15 protein-coding genes and 1 riboswitch are annotated in these 15,548 nt (G+C 56.6%); of the genes, 5 read left to right on the top strand and 10 right to left on the bottom strand.

Going from position 1 to position 15,548, the window contains the following annotated elements; genetic code table 11:
* On the bottom strand, positions 1 to 216 hold a 216-nt coding region (locus K8W16_RS11235), incomplete at its 3' end, for a LysR family transcriptional regulator (protein ID WP_304123791.1).
* Positions 217 to 341: 125 nt separating this feature from the next.
* On the opposite strand from K8W16_RS11235, the gene K8W16_RS11230 reads away from it, so the two are divergent.
* The 4 genes from K8W16_RS11230 to K8W16_RS11215 all read left to right on the top strand — a co-directional run bounded on the left by K8W16_RS11230 (position 342) and on the right by K8W16_RS11215 (position 4,915).
* A complete protein-coding gene (locus tag K8W16_RS11230; RefSeq protein WP_304123789.1) occupies positions 342 to 1,337 on the top strand; it encodes a TAXI family TRAP transporter solute-binding subunit in 996 nt (331 codons plus the stop codon).
* Positions 1,338 to 1,409: 72 nt separating this feature from the next.
* Entirely contained in the window at positions 1,410 to 3,311 is a 1,902-nt protein-coding gene (locus K8W16_RS11225; RefSeq protein WP_304123786.1) for a TRAP transporter fused permease subunit, read from the top strand.
* Between the two features lie 147 nt (positions 3,312 to 3,458).
* Entirely contained in the window at positions 3,459 to 4,142 is a 684-nt protein-coding gene (locus tag K8W16_RS11220; RefSeq protein ID WP_304123784.1) for a DUF554 domain-containing protein, read from the top strand.
* 56 nt (positions 4,143 to 4,198) lie between these two features.
* Positions 4,199 to 4,915, top strand: coding sequence for a B3/4 domain-containing protein (locus K8W16_RS11215; protein ID WP_304123781.1), 717 nt, complete (start codon positions 4,199 to 4,201; stop codon positions 4,913 to 4,915).
* Between the two features lie 84 nt (positions 4,916 to 4,999).
* Here the strand turns inward: K8W16_RS11215 and K8W16_RS11210 are convergent, their stop codons facing one another.
* Positions 5,000 to 6,343: a sodium:alanine symporter family protein gene (locus tag K8W16_RS11210; protein WP_304123779.1), complete on the bottom strand. Its 1,344-nt coding sequence runs from the start codon at positions 6,341 to 6,343 to the stop codon at positions 5,000 to 5,002.
* A gap of 133 nt (positions 6,344 to 6,476) precedes the next feature.
* A riboswitch (glycine riboswitch) is annotated at positions 6,477 to 6,562 on the bottom strand.
* A 445-nt stretch (positions 6,563 to 7,007) separates the two neighbouring features.
* Here K8W16_RS11210 and K8W16_RS11205 point away from each other — a divergent pair.
* Positions 7,008 to 7,526, top strand: coding sequence for a rhodanese family protein (locus K8W16_RS11205; protein WP_304123776.1), 519 nt, complete (start codon positions 7,008 to 7,010; stop codon positions 7,524 to 7,526).
* Between the two features lie 127 nt (positions 7,527 to 7,653).
* On the opposite strand, the gene K8W16_RS11200 is transcribed toward K8W16_RS11205, so the two are convergent.
* From K8W16_RS11200 to K8W16_RS11165, 8 genes are all read right to left on the bottom strand, one after another.
* Positions 7,654 to 8,085 (bottom strand): OsmC family protein, encoded by a 432-nt coding sequence (locus K8W16_RS11200; RefSeq protein WP_304123773.1) that lies wholly within the window; start codon positions 8,083 to 8,085, stop codon positions 7,654 to 7,656.
* A 93-nt stretch (positions 8,086 to 8,178) separates the two neighbouring features.
* Positions 8,179 to 8,784, bottom strand: a complete 606-nt coding sequence (locus tag K8W16_RS11195; protein WP_304123770.1) for a hypothetical protein — start codon at positions 8,782 to 8,784, stop codon at positions 8,179 to 8,181.
* 12 nt (positions 8,785 to 8,796) lie between these two features.
* Positions 8,797 to 9,069, bottom strand: coding sequence for a hypothetical protein (locus K8W16_RS11190; protein WP_304123768.1), 273 nt, complete (start codon positions 9,067 to 9,069; stop codon positions 8,797 to 8,799).
* A gap of 3 nt (positions 9,070 to 9,072) precedes the next feature.
* Positions 9,073 to 10,305 (bottom strand): MFS transporter, encoded by a 1,233-nt coding sequence (locus K8W16_RS11185; protein ID WP_304123764.1) that lies wholly within the window; start codon positions 10,303 to 10,305, stop codon positions 9,073 to 9,075.
* Positions 10,306 to 10,420: 115 nt separating this feature from the next.
* Positions 10,421 to 11,929: a tripartite tricarboxylate transporter permease gene (locus tag K8W16_RS11180; protein WP_304123762.1), complete on the bottom strand. Its 1,509-nt coding sequence runs from the start codon at positions 11,927 to 11,929 to the stop codon at positions 10,421 to 10,423.
* A 9-nt stretch (positions 11,930 to 11,938) separates the two neighbouring features.
* A complete protein-coding gene (locus tag K8W16_RS11175) occupies positions 11,939 to 12,385 on the bottom strand; it encodes a tripartite tricarboxylate transporter TctB family protein (RefSeq protein ID WP_304123759.1) in 447 nt (148 codons plus the stop codon).
* A gap of 57 nt (positions 12,386 to 12,442) precedes the next feature.
* Positions 12,443 to 13,381: a tripartite tricarboxylate transporter substrate binding protein gene (locus tag K8W16_RS11170; protein WP_304123756.1), complete on the bottom strand. Its 939-nt coding sequence runs from the start codon at positions 13,379 to 13,381 to the stop codon at positions 12,443 to 12,445.
* Positions 13,382 to 13,448: 67 nt separating this feature from the next.
* Positions 13,449 to 15,413 (bottom strand): alkaline phosphatase family protein, encoded by a 1,965-nt coding sequence (locus K8W16_RS11165; protein ID WP_304123754.1) that lies wholly within the window; start codon positions 15,411 to 15,413, stop codon positions 13,449 to 13,451.
* Positions 15,414 to 15,548: the final 135 nt, after the last annotated feature.

Raw genomic sequence — 15,548 nt, 5'->3', positions numbered from 1 at the left:
CAGTAAGCGCAGGCCCTGGGGAGTAATTTTCAAGTGATTGTTGATACGATCAAAAAGAGAAACATTCAATTGCCGTTCAAGACATTGTATTTGATATGATATAGAGGATTGACTTCTATTCATCTTCTTGGAAGCCTTTGTTATGCTTCCAGTCCTTGCGACATAATAAAAACCACGTATCCACTGAAGAAAATCACCGTTGAATTCATTAATCATAATGTACTCCAAATAGAATTATTATGTTTCACATATTAACCGTAAAGGAGGTTGTTAAAGAGCATTTATCATATCGTTATGAATAAGTCCAACCTAAACAGCCGCATCTTTTAAAGGAGTATTGTATGAGCATGGTGAAAAACATTTTGCTTGCAACGGGGCTTTCTTTGTTTTCTGCTGCGGCAATTCCCGCCCAGGCCGCAAGCCCCACAATCGAGGTAGAGGCTGGCATGTTTGGCGGTACCCTTTACAATTTGTCTTACGCTTTGTCCGAAGTGTTTAAGACGCAGCATCCCGATATCAAGCTGGTACCCGTGGAAACTACCGGCAATGCCGCCGGCATTATCAAGGCTTCGGCCTCTCCGGCCGACAGGCTGGTGGCGGGCAGCGCCATTCCGTTGCAGGAAGCTATCCAGGGCGTTTCCCCCTTCCCTAAAAAATTTGAGAAATTCCGGTTTGTTGCAGGCGCATGCGTCCATGCGGAAACTTTGATCACCCTGGATCCGAACATCAGGACGCTGGCGGATCTTTCCGGAAAGCGCATCGGCCTCGGCCCTCAGCCCAGCATGCAGGGGCGTACCATGTGGTCCATCATGCGCGATTCCATTCCCGGTTCCGACGATATGAAACCCTTCTGGATGAACTGGTCCAGCCTGAAAGACAGCATCATCGACGGCAGCCTCGACTGCATGGTGCTCGGCGTGGGCATCATTCCCGACGATCACTGGCAGCCGGTATCGGTTTATGCCGAAATCGTGGCCTCCCGGGGCAATCCTCACCTGATTTCCTTTACTCCTGAAAAACTGGCGGAAGCGGCCAAGCGCGACGGCTTCATCTATCCGCCCCTGGAAATTCCGGCCAACGCCATTGCGGAGGGCGTGCCGGCCGAACCTGTGCTGGCCTGGTCTGAACAGCTCGGTTTTTATGCCTTTGAAGAGCTTCCGGATGAAGTGGCCTATGCCGTTTTCAAGACATTGTATGAAAACGGGGAAGAACTGAGAAAGTATACCCCCGATGCCCGCGGCACTGCTCCGGAAACAGTCATGCCTCCCAAGGAACTTCCGGATTCCCTCATTCATCCCGGCACGCTCAGATACCTGAAGGAAAAGGGACTGCGCTAAACTGCCCGAACTGCGCCGGGGCCCGACGGCCCCGGCGACGTAGGAAATCGCGGAACAGTCACAGGAGCATCTATGCAAAATTTTCTTGATCGCGCTTTGTCCAAACTTGTCATCATATTGTCTGTCTTTATGGTGACGTATCATCTGTTGTACACGCAGGTTCTGCTGCTTGGCCCTATTCAGCACCTCAATCTTCATTATATGCTGGCCCTGATCATGGTGTTTCTCTACGCCATGCACAAGGCGGAGACGCCGCTTTCGCGCTGGACGGCCGGGGCTCTGGTTCTCCTGTCCCTTTATGCAACGGGATATGTCTTTTTTGAATTTGAAGATCTGCAGATGCTCCGGGCCCCGGTGCTTATGCTGACCACGCAGGATATGGTGGTCGGTACGCTGCTGGTGCTGCTCGGACTTGAGGCCTCCCGCCGGGCCTTTGGTCTTGTGTTCCCCTGTGTGGCGCTGTGCTTTATTCTCTACGCCCTGTTCGGGCACTATCTCTCCGGCATCCTTGCCGCGCCCAAGCTCGATATCCAGGATATTCTTGTCAGCTTCTGCATGGGCCTGGATAACGGCATTTATGGCTCTTCCCTCGCAATCAGCGCGAACTACATATTTCTTTTTGTGGTGTTCGGCAGTGTTCTCGGCGTTACCGGTGCGTCCACATTCTTCAATCAGGTGGGGTACCTTGCCGGACGGCGCATGGCCGGCGGCCCGGCCATTTCGGCGGTCATTTCTTCCGCGCTCATGGGCTCCGTTACCGGGAGCGCCATGGCCAATGTCGCCACTACCGGCGCATTCACCATTCCGCTCATGAAAAAAGCCGGATATCATCCCTATCAGGCAGGCGCGGTTGAGGCTGCGGCTTCCACAGGCGGGCAGATCATGCCACCCATCATGGGGGCGACGGCGTTTGTGCTGGCGGAAATGGTTCAGCGCCCTTATGCCGACGTCATGGTCGCCGGATTCCTCCCCGCAGTACTTTATTTCTATTCCGTGGGCGTATACGCGCAGCTTCAGGCCAAAAAGCTTCGGATAGACGCTTCCAATCTTAAAGTTGACTTCAATCTGCGGAATTTCCTGTGGGAAGCGCCTGTGTTCGTGCTTCCGCTGGTGATCATCACCATTATCCTTCTGCTTGGATATACGCCCATGTTCACCATTTTCTGGGCGCTGATATCCCTGCTTGTACTCAATGTCGCCGATATCTGGCGCAAGGGGGACTGGTCGCTGCTTCGCCGCATTGTGCCCGCGCTGGTGGACGGCGCGGTGACGGGCGCGAAAATCGGCGTTACCTGTGCGGTGCTCGGCCCCATTATTTCCACCATGACCAAAACCATGCTGGGCGTCAAAATTCCTTCCGTCATAGCCCTGTGGTGCCATGGAAGCATATTCCTCGCCCTGGTGCTTACCGCGCTGGTGTGTATTCTTCTGGGCTGCGGCCTGCCCACTCTGGCGGCCTATCTCATTGTTTCCCTGGTGGGTGTGCCCACGCTGACGAATCTTGGTGTGGATCTTTTTGCGGCGCACATGTTCGTGTTTGTCTTCGCGGTGTTTTCCTGCATCACGCCTCCCATCGCCACTTCTGCGGTGCCGGCTGCGGGCATAGCAGGGGCAGGATACATGAGAACGGCCCTGGAGGCGTCCAAGGTGGGCTGCGTGGGATTCCTCATTCCCTTCCTTGTGGTCTTCTGCCCGGATATGCTCATTGTCACTGCTCCTGATAACGGCCTGGTGATTCTTGGCTATTTTCTGATTGCCGTGACGGCCGTCACGCTGTTTGGCGTGTTCATCGTCGGCTATGGGGCCAGGGAGCTTTCAGCCCTGGAACGTCTGCTTGCCGGCGGAGCGTGTGCCGCCCTGATCTGGACGCTTTTTTCCTTCAACCCCCTTGTGTTCGGAGCAGGCATGGCATGCTTTGTTCTGCTGATCATCTTCCAGCGGCGTAAGATTCACATGGAAGCCCGCCCTGCCTGACAATGTTCTGCCCCGCCCGCGGAGGGCAGGGCAGAACAGGGAAGGCTTGCACGGCAGAGGCATTTTCCCCATATTGAATGATGAATATATCCTATTCCGTTATCCATGACATAGAGAAATCAACGCCCTTTTCTGTAAGGAGCATCCATGTTTTTTCCCATTGGTCCCATAGTCAACGCTTCCGCCGTTGTTGCCGGAGGATTAATAGGGCTGGCCCTTGGCTCTCGCCTGCCTGAACGCATGCGAACTATTGTTTTTCAGGGGTTGGGCCTGTGCACGCTGCTTATAGGCATGCAAATGGCATTTAAGACAGCTTCCCCAGTGGCTTTAATTTTCAGCGTTCTTCTGGGAGGCCTGTGCGGAGAGGCGTGCGATCTGGAATCGAGATTCATGCGTTTGAGCGACAGGCTGAAGAACAGGCTTCATTCGGCCGACCCTCGTTTTACGGAAGGGTTGATCAACGCCACGGTTGTATTCTGTATTGGAGCCATGTCCATCATCGGATCGTTTGACGAGGGGCTGCGCGGGGACAGAACCCTGGTGTATTCCAAGTCTATCATGGATGGGTTTACGGCTGTGGCGCTTGCTTCCGCTTACGGCCTCGGAGTATCTTTTGCCGCTGTTCCTCTTCTGCTGTATCAGGGTTTTCTGGTGCTGCTCGCGGGGCTGATTCAGCCTTGGCTGGGAGCGGAACTGCTCAATGAGCTGACCGCAGTAGGCGGGCTGTTCATCATCGGCATAGGGCTTATGCTGCTGAATATCACACAGGTTCGCCTGACGAATCTGCTCCCGGCATTTCCGGTACTGATTGTGCTGGCGCAGTTTTTATAGCAGAGTAGGGGGCATGCTTTGGTACAGATGCTGCCGGTTCAGGCTGAGGGTGCGCAATGAAACGATTTGCTGTTGAGGAAGAGGTTTTTCAGAGACTTCCCGGTTATTGCCTGGGGGTGGTGGCGGCACGGGGACTGGATAATACCCGCGAAAGAGGGGCCATTGCCCGCATGCTGGAGGACAACGCCGTAAATTTTGCAGAATGCTTCAGGGAGGCCTCGGTGCGCGATATTCCTTTTGTGGCGGCATATCGCGAGGCTTTTACAAAGCTTGGCATGAATCCCAATAAATTTCCCTGTTCCATTGAAGCGTTGATGAAGCGGGTGCAGAAAAACGGCCGTCTGCCCCACATCAATCCCATTGTGGATCTGGGAAATGCCTTTTCCCTTCAATATCAGCTTCCCATGGGAGCGCATGATATCGATAAACTTCATGCCGCAGGCATGGAGATCCGTTTTTCCACGGTGCAGGATCATTTTCTCGGTATGGGGGAAGAGCAGGCGGAGAATATGCCCGCAGGCGAGCTCGTCTATGTGAGCGGCAACACGGTGAAGACGCGCCGCTGGATATGGAGGCAGAGCGAAGACGGCAGGATTACGGAAGCGACAGGCCATGTGCTTTTTCCCATAGACGGCTTTGAGGGCGTCAATCAGGAAGAGGTCGCGGCTGCCCGCGACGCGCTGGCCGAATTCCTCCGGCGGGAATTTTCCTGTGAAGTCTGGACGGGGTATATCAACCGGCGGAACCCCGGGTTCGATTTTTCCTGGACATAGCAGCGTACCCGGCAGACGGCGGAAAAAGGCCGCTTCCTTGAAGGATGGGGAAGCGGCCTTTTCTGCCCGGGCACGGCCGCCGGGTTATTTTTTGCTTTTTGCAATCGCCGCAACCACGCCGGAAAGGGCCAGCAGGCCGACGAGGTTGGGCAGGACCATGAGGCCGTTGAACATGTCGGACATGTTCCACACAAGGTTCACCTTGAGGCCTGAACCGATGACGATGAAGATAACAACAATGGCGGCGTAGAGCTTCACATACTTTGCGCCGAAGAGCGCCTTCACGTTGGCCTCACCGAAGAAATACCAGCCGATAATGGTGGAAAAGGCGAAAAAGAACAGGCAGATTGCAATGTAGATATTGCCGAAGGAGCCGAACACGGTGTCAAAGGCGATCTGGGCGAGTTCCGTGCCAGTGCTGCCCGAGTTCCACACTCCGGTGATGACGATGACAAGGGCCGTGCAGGTGAGCACCACGAAAGTGTCGATGAACACGCCCATCATGGCCATCATGCCCTGATCGTCGGGGTGGGCCACCTTGGCCAGGGCGTGGGCATGGGGCGTGGAACCCATGCCGGCTTCGTTGGAAAAGAGGCCGCGGGCCACGCCGTAGCGCATGGCTTCGCGCACGGTGATGCCGAGAGCTCCGCCGCCTGCGGACTGCGGGTCGAAGGCCATGACGAAAATGGTTTTGAACGCGCCGGGCAGGGCGGAGATGTTGGCGAAAATGATGATGAGGCATCCGCCCACATAGAGAAACGCCATGAGAGGTACGAGTTTTTCCATGACCCAGGCGATGCGTTTCGCGCCGCCGAGGAATATGGCGGCGGAAATGAGCGCGACGACGACGCCCACAAGCACGGGGGAAACGCCGAAGGCTGTGCCGAAGGCCGCGCCTATGGAGTTGGACTGCACCATGTTGCCCATGAAGCCTAGGGCGAGGATGATGGCGATGGAAAAGAAGGCCGCGAGGCATGAACCGAAGGGGCCGGTGAATGCGGCGCGGATGTAGTAGGCCGGACCGCCGACAGTTTCGCCGCGTTCGTTGGTGCTTTTGTATTTCTGGGCAAGCACGGCTTCGGCGTAGTTGGTCGCCATGCCGAAGAAGGCGCTGAGCCACATCCAGAATATGGCCCCAGGGCCGCCTGCGGCTATGGCCGTGGCCGCTCCCGCGATGTTGCCCGTGCCCACCTGCGCGGCCACGGCGGTGGCCAGGGCCTGGAATGAGCTCATTCCGGTATGGTCGGCGCTTTCGCCGTTCAGGGAAATATTGCTGAACAGGCGGCGGAAGGCGAGGGGAAATTTGCGAAGCTGGATGAAACGCAGGCGGATGGTGTAAAAAATGCCCGTGCCGCAGAGCAGAAAGAGCAGGAGCCAGCCCCAGAGCACGCTGTTGACCGCATCCACTACCTGAGCGATGAATTCCATGGCACATTCCTTCGGGCGGCATGTCCTTCGCGTTTTCGCCGCCCTGTTTCAGGGTAAAAAAAAGAGCAAATCCATGCGATTTGCTCCAGAGAAAACGCTTAGGGATACGGCGGCAGATATGTCGTGCGGTACGTTCCTAAGCTCTGTCCTTTGGCCTGAGAGTTTCGGCGTTAGCCTTGCACCTTCGGCACCCAAACGGGATTCTCCAGAGCTCCCTCCGCTGTTAGTCGGCCCTGCGGCCTTCAAACAGTTTCCACGGGATCGTATGTTTCCCCATCATGGGAAACGGTGTGAAATCTAGTACGCTTTTACCGGAATTGTCAATCATCCCTTCCATCGTCTCCGAAGGAATGCAGGGGCGGCGTATCCCAGGTACAGTGCCTTGGGAAGAAAGGGACAGGGGTTGTCATGTGCGTCTTTCTGCGGGGCTGTTACGGAGAGGTATGATGCAGAGGATGAGTTGTTGTGTCTGGAAAACAGCGCTTCGTCATGACGGCGGAAAACGCTTTCATGGGGCTGGGAGAGGGGCGGACGCAGGGAGAGTATCGGGCGGGAGCGTCTTGTAGTCGGCCTGCACGGAGCGCATTTCAGAAGAGAGAGGAAAAGCTCCCTTGCGTGTTTTACCTTTTCCTGCCAATGTTTGGAAAAAACAAGGAGAGCCGCCATGCTGCCTACCATTGCTCCGCGCAAGGCCTTCGAGATGCTGCAAAAGGGGGAGGCACGCCTCGTGGATATCAGGGAGAGCTCGGAATACGCCGAGAATTTCATCCCCGATGCGCGCCTCGTGCCGCTTTCCATTGCGGAATCCTATCCGCTCAAGGATGCCGACGCACCGGAAAAGCCGGTCATTTTTTTCTGCCGCTCGGGAAATCGTACGGAAAAGAACGCCGACCTTCTCCTGCGCCTTGCCGGGGATACGCAGGCCTGGCAGATGGAAGGCGGCCTTTCCGGCTGGAAGAAGGAAGGCCTCCCCACGAAGGCGGGGCGCGCGCAATTCCCGCTTTTCCGGCAGATACAGATAGGGGCGGGCTCCCTGGTGATCCTCGGGCTTCTGGGCGGCCTTGTCTGGGCACCCATGCTCTGGCTTTCCGCCTTCGTGGGCGCCGGCCTCGTGTTCGCCGGAGTCACCGGATTCTGCGGCCTCGGCCTTCTTCTGGCGCGCATGCCCTGGAACCGGCGCTAAGTGTTTTGCAGGACGTTGCACCACCGGTGTTTGTACCGGAAAGGCCCCGCGCATTTTCCGCACGGGGCTTTTTTTACGCCGCCCGTGAAGAAGCGCGGCATGAGAAACAGGTGTGCTGCAGAAAAAATCAGTCGTCTTCCCACACGGGGTTGAGCTTATACTCCATTTCAATGCCGTCGTGCAGGGATCCGGTGACCAGGCATCCGTTTTTCATGACGCGGGCCACGCGGTCGAAGAGGTCGAGGTCTTCTTCGTCGATGCCCACATTGGCGGTGATGGTGATCTTCAGGACACGGCTCTGGCCTTTTTCATTAGCGCCTACGTCCATGAGGGCGGTAAGGTCGAGGCTGTTGTGCTTGAGGCCTCTGGCTTCCATGGCGGCGTTGAGGGCCGCGGCATAGCAGTAGAGGGCGGCGGCGCCGAGAAGCTGCTTGGCCGTGCCGCCGCGCTGATCGGCGGGCACGTTGGTGTTGTCGATGACGATGTTGCCGAGGGCCGCGCCACCGGTTTCAATGGTGTGGACATTCCCGTTTCTGTGATAGGCGACGGTAAGCTGCATGGCTTTTTCCTTGCCGGCGGGCTGAAGAGGTAAGAAAGCGCCCGGAGCAGGCGGTGCGTGCCCCGGGCAACGGAAAGGGAAGATGCCCTGCGATCAGGCGCAGTCGTGCTTGTCCCAGGGCTTGCGGTTGTCGCGTTCTATTTTAAGCATGAGGGCATCGTTGGCGTCCTTGAGCTTGGCGATTTCCTTGGCCTTGAAGTTCAAGCCCTTGATGACGGCATAAGCCGGGGCGGCTTCCACCTGGGCGGGCAGCGGCAGGTCTCCGAGCCATGCCAGAGTGGGCGCGATGCTGGCTGCAGGCAGAGGCTTGTCGAGCACGAGGTTGCGTTCGATGCCGAGGCCGTAGAACAGGGCCATGGTGGGGGTGACCACCACAATGATCATTTTGGTGGAGGCAAGGGCAAAGGCCTTGTCGAGTTCGGCAAGAAGTGCGGCTTCGTCGGCGAGGTCTTCAACCACAGAGAGCTCGCTGCCCGCAGCGATGGGTTCCACCACATAGCCGGCGGCCTTTGCGGCGTCGGCCATGCTTTCTCCGGCGGGAGCGCCGGCCAGAGCTTCCACCTTCACGTCGTTCACCACAGAGAGGGGAACGAGAGCACCCTTGCGGCGCATTTTTACGAGAATTTCGGCTTCGCTGTTTTTAAGAATATCGTCGGAGACCTGAGAAAAGAGAACGAAGACGTTTTTACCGGTAGCCATGTCGATTGCTCCTTATTGTTTGTGTTTTTCCTGAAAAAGACGGGTGAGTTCCCTTCCTTCGGCATCAAAGAAGATCCAAGTGGTGCCGAGTTCTCCGCGTTCGCGTCGGACGCGCAGCAGAAGCGTCTGCTGCCAGTAGTAGGCGTCGTCTTTTTCCGGTGTCTTATGCACTCTGAGTTTGCCCATGAGAACAATGGGTTCCATGAACTCCACGCCCACGCCGGCCGCACGGGCCAGGGCGCAAAGCGTCTCCTGTGTAAAGTTGTAGATTTCTTCGCCGGTCATGATTTACCTTTTGAGTGTGTCTTTCATAAACAGGGAAGCTGCAAGGGCCGTCAGGCTTCCTGCCAGAAGGAGGAGAAAAGCGCAGGAATAGGCCCCCTGCACGGTTGATCCGGAATTCGTCTGCCATGTCAACACTGCGCCTACGAGCCACTGGAGCACTGCGGCCATAACCGGGCCGCTGCAGTTCAGAAAACCGCAGGCGGAAGCCAGGGCGGAAGAGGGAACGCTTTCCTTGACCATGGTGAAGCTGAGGGGGCCCATGCAGGTGGTGGCGGCGCTGATGGACAGCCCCGCAACGGTGAGTTCCGTAAAGGAAAGAGCGCTGCTGCTGAAGCAGACATAGGCCAGGGCCGCGCTTTCGAGCAGGGCTGCGGCGAGAAGAAAGATTCTGCGGGAACGGAACACATTGTCGGACAGCCACGGAACGACTACGAGCAGGGGAAGCGGACCCAGGGACATGATGGACAGGCTCAGGCCGGTGGCCTCCTTGCTCAGTCCGTTGGCTTCCATGAGGTAGCTGCCCCACCATGTGGTGAGAAGAACGAACATGTTGCCGATCATGAACATGAACCACAGGAAGATGAGCCAGAAGTTCTTCAGGTGAACGACTTCGTAGAGGCCTTTCTTGAGTGCCCTGAGATTTTCCAAGGGAGAGGGTACGTCCCTGGAGTTTGCACAGTCGGAATCCTCCAGAAGGAGAAAGACGGCAACACCGATAAGAACGGTGAAGATACCCGCAAGCAGCAGGGCTATCTGCCAGCCCACAAGATTGGTAAGGGCTACCAGGGGGCTGGCTGCAAGCAGTGTGCCCACGGCGCTGCACCCTGTGAGGATGCTGCAGTACTGGGCATAACGGTCGGCGGGGACGCTGGCAGCGAGGATTTTATAGGCGGGTACGTTGCATGCCAGCGTAAGTCCGAGCAGAAAGCGGCAGAATACTGCCGGCGCCATGCTGCCGCAGAACGTGAATGCGATGCAGAAGGAGCCCGCAAGTACCTGATAAAGAGCCATGGTTCTGCGTCCGCCCATGATATCCGCCAGGAGCCCGGAGGGAATCTGGGTGACTGCGTAGCCCAGCATGGTGGCTGAGCTGATGAGGCTGAAGGAGGTCGCGTCAAGTTTGAAGGCTTCCATCAGCTCCGGTGCCAGCACGGCGGGGCATACCCTGTGGAAAAAGCTCAGGGCATAGCCTGTGCACAGAAGCGCAAGCAGCAGGAGAGGGGAGCGGAGTTTCATGTCGGGCCTCATGGGAAAAGTTTTAGCGTTCTCTTTACGGGGAGGAGAAAGCCTTGATATGGCCGGGCATGCGCTTGGTGCAAGGCTGCATGCGCATGCCCGGCGTGGATATGGGTTATTTTGCTTCAGGATCGGTACATTCACGTTTGCGGAAGTAGGTGCTCCAGATGTTCCATGCCACGAACAGCAGCGAAAGAATCATCATCACGCAGGAGATGGGCCTGGTGAAAAGAACCAGCAGGTTGCCGTCGGAGGCGATGATGGTCTGCTGCAGAGCCAGTTCGAACTGGCCGCCCAGCACAAAGCCGATGATGAAAGTGACGAAGGAAAAGCCGGAGAGCTTGAACAGCAGGCCTATGATCGCCATGCCGGCCATCAGGTACACATCGAGCGGTTCGCTGTTGGTGGCGTAGGTGCCCATGATGCAGATGTACAGGATGATGGGGTAGAGGATGATTTTGGGCACTTCCAGCATTTTTACAAAAATGCGGTTGCTGCACAGGCCGAGAATGAGGCATGCTATGGAGCCCACAACCATACTGCCGTAAATACCGGCCACGGCGCGGCCGTGTTCTTCGAACATAAGCGGGCCGGGAGTGATGCCGTGAATGATGAATGCACCTATGAGCAGCGATGCGGCCACGGAACCGGGAATGCCCAGCGTGAACAGAGGAATGAGGGCTGCGCCCACCACGGCGTTGTTGGCCGTTTCAGGAGCGGCAATACCCTTGATTTCACCCTCGCCGAACTTGTCGCAGGGGCCGGCGGTCTTTTTGGCTATGCCGTAGCTCAGAAATGCCGCGACAGAGGAGCCGAGACCGGGGCAGGCGCCGATGAACGAGCCTATGAGGGAAGAACGTATCCATACGGGGAAGCAACGTGTAAAGTCCTTGAGCGTGAAGCGGTTTTGTGCCTTGCTCGTTTCATCGTTCTGCTTGAACGTGATGATGCGGTAAAATTCCCCTTTGTTGAGCACTTGTTTGATGAGCTCCGCCACAGCCAGCATACCTATGGCCAGGGTAACGACGGAAAAGCCGTTTTCAAGCTGATAGAAGCCGAAGGTGAAGCGGGGCATGCCGGAAGTGGGCTCCATGCCCACCGTGGCGAGCAGCAGGCCGAGGGATGCGGAAATAATACCCTTGATGAGCGATTCCAGGGCTGCAATGAGCGTAAGCGCAAGAATGAGCACTGCAAGCACTTCCGTGGGGCCCATTTTCAGAGCCCACTGGGCCAGGATACCGGCCACGCCGATGACGAGGAGTGTGGAGAACGTATCACCGAAGCAGGAGGAGAACAGAGCCGTTTTCAGGGCCTTGAATCCTTTCCCCTGGCACGCCATGGGGTAACCGTCGAAGGTGGTGGCCACGGCGGCTACGTCACCGGGAGTGTTGATGAGTATGGCGGAGATGGAGCCGCCGTACATGCCGCCCTTGTTGATGCCCACCAGAAAACCTATGGCCGCAATGGGAGACATATAGTAGGTGAGCGGGATACAAACAGGAATGGCGAGGTTTGCACCGAGACCGGGCACACAGCCGACCGCAATGCCGATAAATACGCCTATGAATACATAGAAAGCATTCAGAAGGGTGAACGCATCTGTAAAACCGGCAAGCATTTCCATGGTGATTCCTTATGATGGCAACGGAAGTTTAAGACCGTACCAGAGCCCTGCGTAGGTGATACCGGCAGTAAGAACGGACACAAGAACAATGCGTATCCAGCGCCTTTCTCCGCACAGGAACTGAAGGGCCGCTATGATAACAATGGATCCGGGTACGAACCCCAATATCTTCATGAGCGGCATGCTGAGCGCTATGGGCAGGAGCAGCAGCAGAAAATATCCGAACTTCCGGGGAGTGAGCTCGCAGGGCTTGTCTTTGCCGGTTTTCTGCATGACGGTGATCAGAATTCCTATGGCGGAAAGGATGGCGATGATCCAGCAGAGCACGCCCGGAACATAGGATGCAGGAACACCGAAGCCGGGGTAAGGGGGGGTCCAGTTCGGGATGATGTAGAAAAAGCCGAACAGGCTGAACAGCAGCAGGATCAGGTAGGCGAGAAGATTGACTCTGTACATGATTCCTCTCAGGTGCAGAGGTTTGACCCCGCCTGAGAGGGCGGGGCCGCCGGGGTATTACTTTTTCCAGAATCTGGCCAGATCGTCGTACTGCTGGGCAAAGATTTTCGCCGTATCGTCGGTATTCTTGTAGCGGGGAATGAAATGCAGCTTTTCAATGGCGGCTTCAAATTCTGGATCGGTGCAGATTTCCTGAAGGGCCGCGGTAAGAGCGGCTTCAGCTTCGGCGGGGAAGTCAGACTTGACTATGATGACACGGTAGGCGTCGGGGCAGACCACGTCGTCGAAGAGGTTCTTGGCCAGTTCCACGTCGGGGTAATTGGGCGAGGGGTCGCTCGTCATGATGGTGAGCGTGCGTACCTTGCCGGCGCGGGCCTGTTCGTAATGCAGGCCGCCGGAGCTGCCGATATCGCCGTGACCGCCCATGATGGCGGACATGATGGTGGAAGGCGATTTCTGAGGAATCATTTTGACCTGCGCCCCGGGAACCTGGGAAGCGAGCAGCTCGAAGCAGTTGCGGTCCATGGCCGTCTGGAACAGGAAGGAAACAGGAGTGTTACGCGAAGCTTCCAGGGCTTCCTTGACGTTTTTCCAAGGGCAGTCCGGGGCGACGATATAGGAGGTATCGCCGTTGAAGACTGTGCACAGCGGTTTGAATTCCGCCAGTTTGAAGCGGGCGTTGGGGTCGTGGGCCACGTTGGTGAAATTGTTGTCAAGACCGAAACCGATGGTATAGCCGTCGGATTTGGAGTTCTTCAGAGTCATGGCAAAAGTGCCGAGTCCGACCCCTGCCACGTTTTGCGGCACAAAGGGCTGATCGAACTTTTCCGTCAGCTTCTGAGCGATGAGGCGTCCGATCATGTCGATGGACGAGCCCGCAGCAGAGCCGAGGAGCAGTTTTACGGGACGTTCCGGCCAGGCTGCCTGGGCGGGAGCGGCAATAGTGCCAAATGACAGGATAGCTGCAGCTGCGACTGTGGCGAATGTTTTGAACATGAAGATTCCCCCTCCGTCTGTAGAAGTGTCATAAAAGTGGGAAGGCCTGGCCGGCCTTCCCGGTGAGTTAATTCTTTACAGTACAGGCATCCGGGTCTTCAAGAGCCTGGTAGAGAACGCTGCCTTCGCAATCCTTGGGGTAGGGAAGGCCGAGCATGTAGCAGATGGTGGGCACAATATCGACCAGCTGCACGCTTCTTTCCATTTCATAACCCTTTTTGAATCCGGGGCCGTAGAACACGGAGAGCGTGTGCAGATCGCCGAGCCCCCAGTTTTCGGTGGCAAAGAACGGGCCGTGCTGGGAGCCGTATTCGGGCCACAGCGTGTATATGACATCGCCACACTGATCGCCGCCCATGCCGATGAGACGCGCAGTTTCCTTGGTCATGCAGCATGCCACGGGATGCTTGCCGGTGTTGGGATCCACATAGGCATACAGGGCGTCTATGATTTCGCGCTGTACCTTGTAGTAGTCCTCATCTTCCACAATACCGCCGGGATATTTGCTCTTCAGGTTCACATACACGTAGCAGGTTCGCTGCGGGAAGGCCTTGGATTGTTCGATGATGGGTTCGGCGTTGGCCTTGAGCATGGCTTCGGCCTGGGCCTTGCCGAGGTTTTTGATGGTGAGCTTCACCGCTTCATTGGGTTCCTTGGTTTCATCAATGGCAAGAAGCCCGGCGTCGATGAGCGGAATGGTAGGAGCGAAGGGTGCTCCGTCGGCTTTGGAGCCGTGGTCGGAAACGAGAATGATGAGCGTTTCACCGTCATCCGCGCATTCCAGCAGCTTGCCGAGCATGGCGTCGGTGGAGCGGTACAGGCGGCGGTGGAATTCCCACGCATGGTCGTGGGCTTCTTTAGAGGAGCAGGTGGCGGGGTCGAGTTCCGTCATCAGGTAGTGATACACGGAATCGGTGGGATGCGTGTGGAAGAAACACAGCGACCAGTCGTTGTTTTCCATGAGCTTGACGAGTGCTTCACCCAGCCACTTGTTGTGCATTTCAATGAGCTGGGAGAACATTTCATCGTCGTACCAGCCCATCATGCGGAGCAGGAAGCCCGCCTTGGTGGTGGGTACGGCTTCAATGTCGCGCAGAGGCTTTGCAGCTTCGGGCGGGAAGCACCACAGGTCGCCGTCGGTGTTCAGCATCTGGGTAATGTAGAAGTCGAAGTCGGAGCCGTCGTCGGAGAGATTGAGTATCCTGCCGAGGAAGGCCACTTCTTTTTTGGAGCCATTTTCCAGTTCGATATTGGTGAAGACACGTCCCGACCATTCGCCGAGCTTCAGGGTGAAGAAGGCGTCGTTCATGTCGCGGGTGGGGGAGAGCGTTACGGTGTCGTATCCGTCGTCGCCGAGTTCGCGCACCAGCCAGTACCAGGTAGGCCTTTTAATTCGGAATGGGCTTTTTTCAAAGGTGAGCTCAAAGGGGAATTCCAGCGGATCGTCACCCATTTCGTCCACGTTCTGCCAGCCTCTTGCAGGCTGGAGCTCGCCCTGAATGCCGCCGGGATGGAAGCGGGAAGAGCAGATGAGGTCGTCGCAGAAGAGCTGGCCGCCGGAGTAGGGTGAACCCAGCTTTGCCGCAGTTTCGTTGTCCTGAATTGTGCCGCAGGAAAGGCCGGCGCCGCCGAGAATGATGGAGTTTTTGAAACGCTTGTTCAGGCCGTAGGAGGTAGGCCAGTTCACCACAATGGAGGTTTTTCCGGCGCGTTCGGCGGCTTCCCATATGGTTTCAGCCTTGATGCGCTCGCCGCTGAAGTTCATTTCCGTATTGGAGGCGTTGGGAGATGTGCCGGGGATGTGCCGCCAGTAGTCGGTGATCTGGTGAGTGATCGGCCATGCTCCGGTGGCAATGGTGGCCCAGTTCGGAGGCGTGATGGTGGGCATGGGGCAGAGGCTGTTCAGGCTTTTGGTGCCGTTTTCAAAAACTTTTTTGAAGTTCGGGCAGATACCTTCAGCAATATGTTGTTCAACCAGCTTGCGTACACAGCCGTCAATGCCGACGACCAGGACTCTTTTGGCGCGTTTCATGGATGTTCTCCTTAATTCTTGGGCGAAGAAAAGAAATACTGTACAGAATATAGCAAGAATCATGCCATAATAGAAAAATAAGGAATTATGCTGGGATAGTTCGGTATAGTTGACGCCGGAAGGCTTAAAGCGCAA

It is taken from the genome of Mailhella massiliensis (genome assembly GCF_020741395.1).
GTDB lineage: Bacteria > Desulfobacterota > Desulfovibrionia > Desulfovibrionales > Desulfovibrionaceae > Mailhella > Mailhella massiliensis_A.
Note: the sequence above shows the minus strand (reverse complement) of the source record. Positions and strands in the feature narration are given on the sequence as shown.

What these genes read in the sequence shown, in the direction of transcription:
- K8W16_RS11230 (WP_304123789.1), top strand. Translation starts at nt 342, where the DNA reads ATGAGCATGGTGAAAAACATTTTGCTTGCAACGGGGCTTTCTTTGTTT.
- K8W16_RS11225 (WP_304123786.1), top strand. Translation starts at nt 1,410, where the DNA reads ATGCAAAATTTTCTTGATCGCGCTTTGTCCAAACTTGTCATCATATTG.
- K8W16_RS11220 (WP_304123784.1), top strand. Translation starts at nt 3,459, where the DNA reads ATGTTTTTTCCCATTGGTCCCATAGTCAACGCTTCCGCCGTTGTTGCC.
- K8W16_RS11215 (WP_304123781.1), top strand. Translation starts at nt 4,199, where the DNA reads ATGAAACGATTTGCTGTTGAGGAAGAGGTTTTTCAGAGACTTCCCGGT.
- K8W16_RS11210 (WP_304123779.1), bottom strand. Translation starts at nt 6,343, where the DNA reads ATGGAATTCATCGCTCAGGTAGTGGATGCGGTCAACAGCGTGCTCTGG.
- K8W16_RS11205 (WP_304123776.1), top strand. Translation starts at nt 7,008, where the DNA reads ATGCTGCCTACCATTGCTCCGCGCAAGGCCTTCGAGATGCTGCAAAAG.
- K8W16_RS11200 (WP_304123773.1), bottom strand. Translation starts at nt 8,085, where the DNA reads ATGCAGCTTACCGTCGCCTATCACAGAAACGGGAATGTCCACACCATT.
- K8W16_RS11195 (WP_304123770.1), bottom strand. Translation starts at nt 8,784, where the DNA reads ATGGCTACCGGTAAAAACGTCTTCGTTCTCTTTTCTCAGGTCTCCGAC.
- K8W16_RS11190 (WP_304123768.1), bottom strand. Translation starts at nt 9,069, where the DNA reads ATGACCGGCGAAGAAATCTACAACTTTACACAGGAGACGCTTTGCGCC.
- K8W16_RS11185 (WP_304123764.1), bottom strand. Translation starts at nt 10,305, where the DNA reads ATGAAACTCCGCTCCCCTCTCCTGCTGCTTGCGCTTCTGTGCACAGGC.
- K8W16_RS11180 (WP_304123762.1), bottom strand. Translation starts at nt 11,929, where the DNA reads ATGGAAATGCTTGCCGGTTTTACAGATGCGTTCACCCTTCTGAATGCT.
- K8W16_RS11175 (WP_304123759.1), bottom strand. Translation starts at nt 12,385, where the DNA reads ATGTACAGAGTCAATCTTCTCGCCTACCTGATCCTGCTGCTGTTCAGC.
- K8W16_RS11170 (WP_304123756.1), bottom strand. Translation starts at nt 13,381, where the DNA reads ATGTTCAAAACATTCGCCACAGTCGCAGCTGCAGCTATCCTGTCATTT.
- K8W16_RS11165 (WP_304123754.1), bottom strand. Translation starts at nt 15,413, where the DNA reads ATGAAACGCGCCAAAAGAGTCCTGGTCGTCGGCATTGACGGCTGTGTA.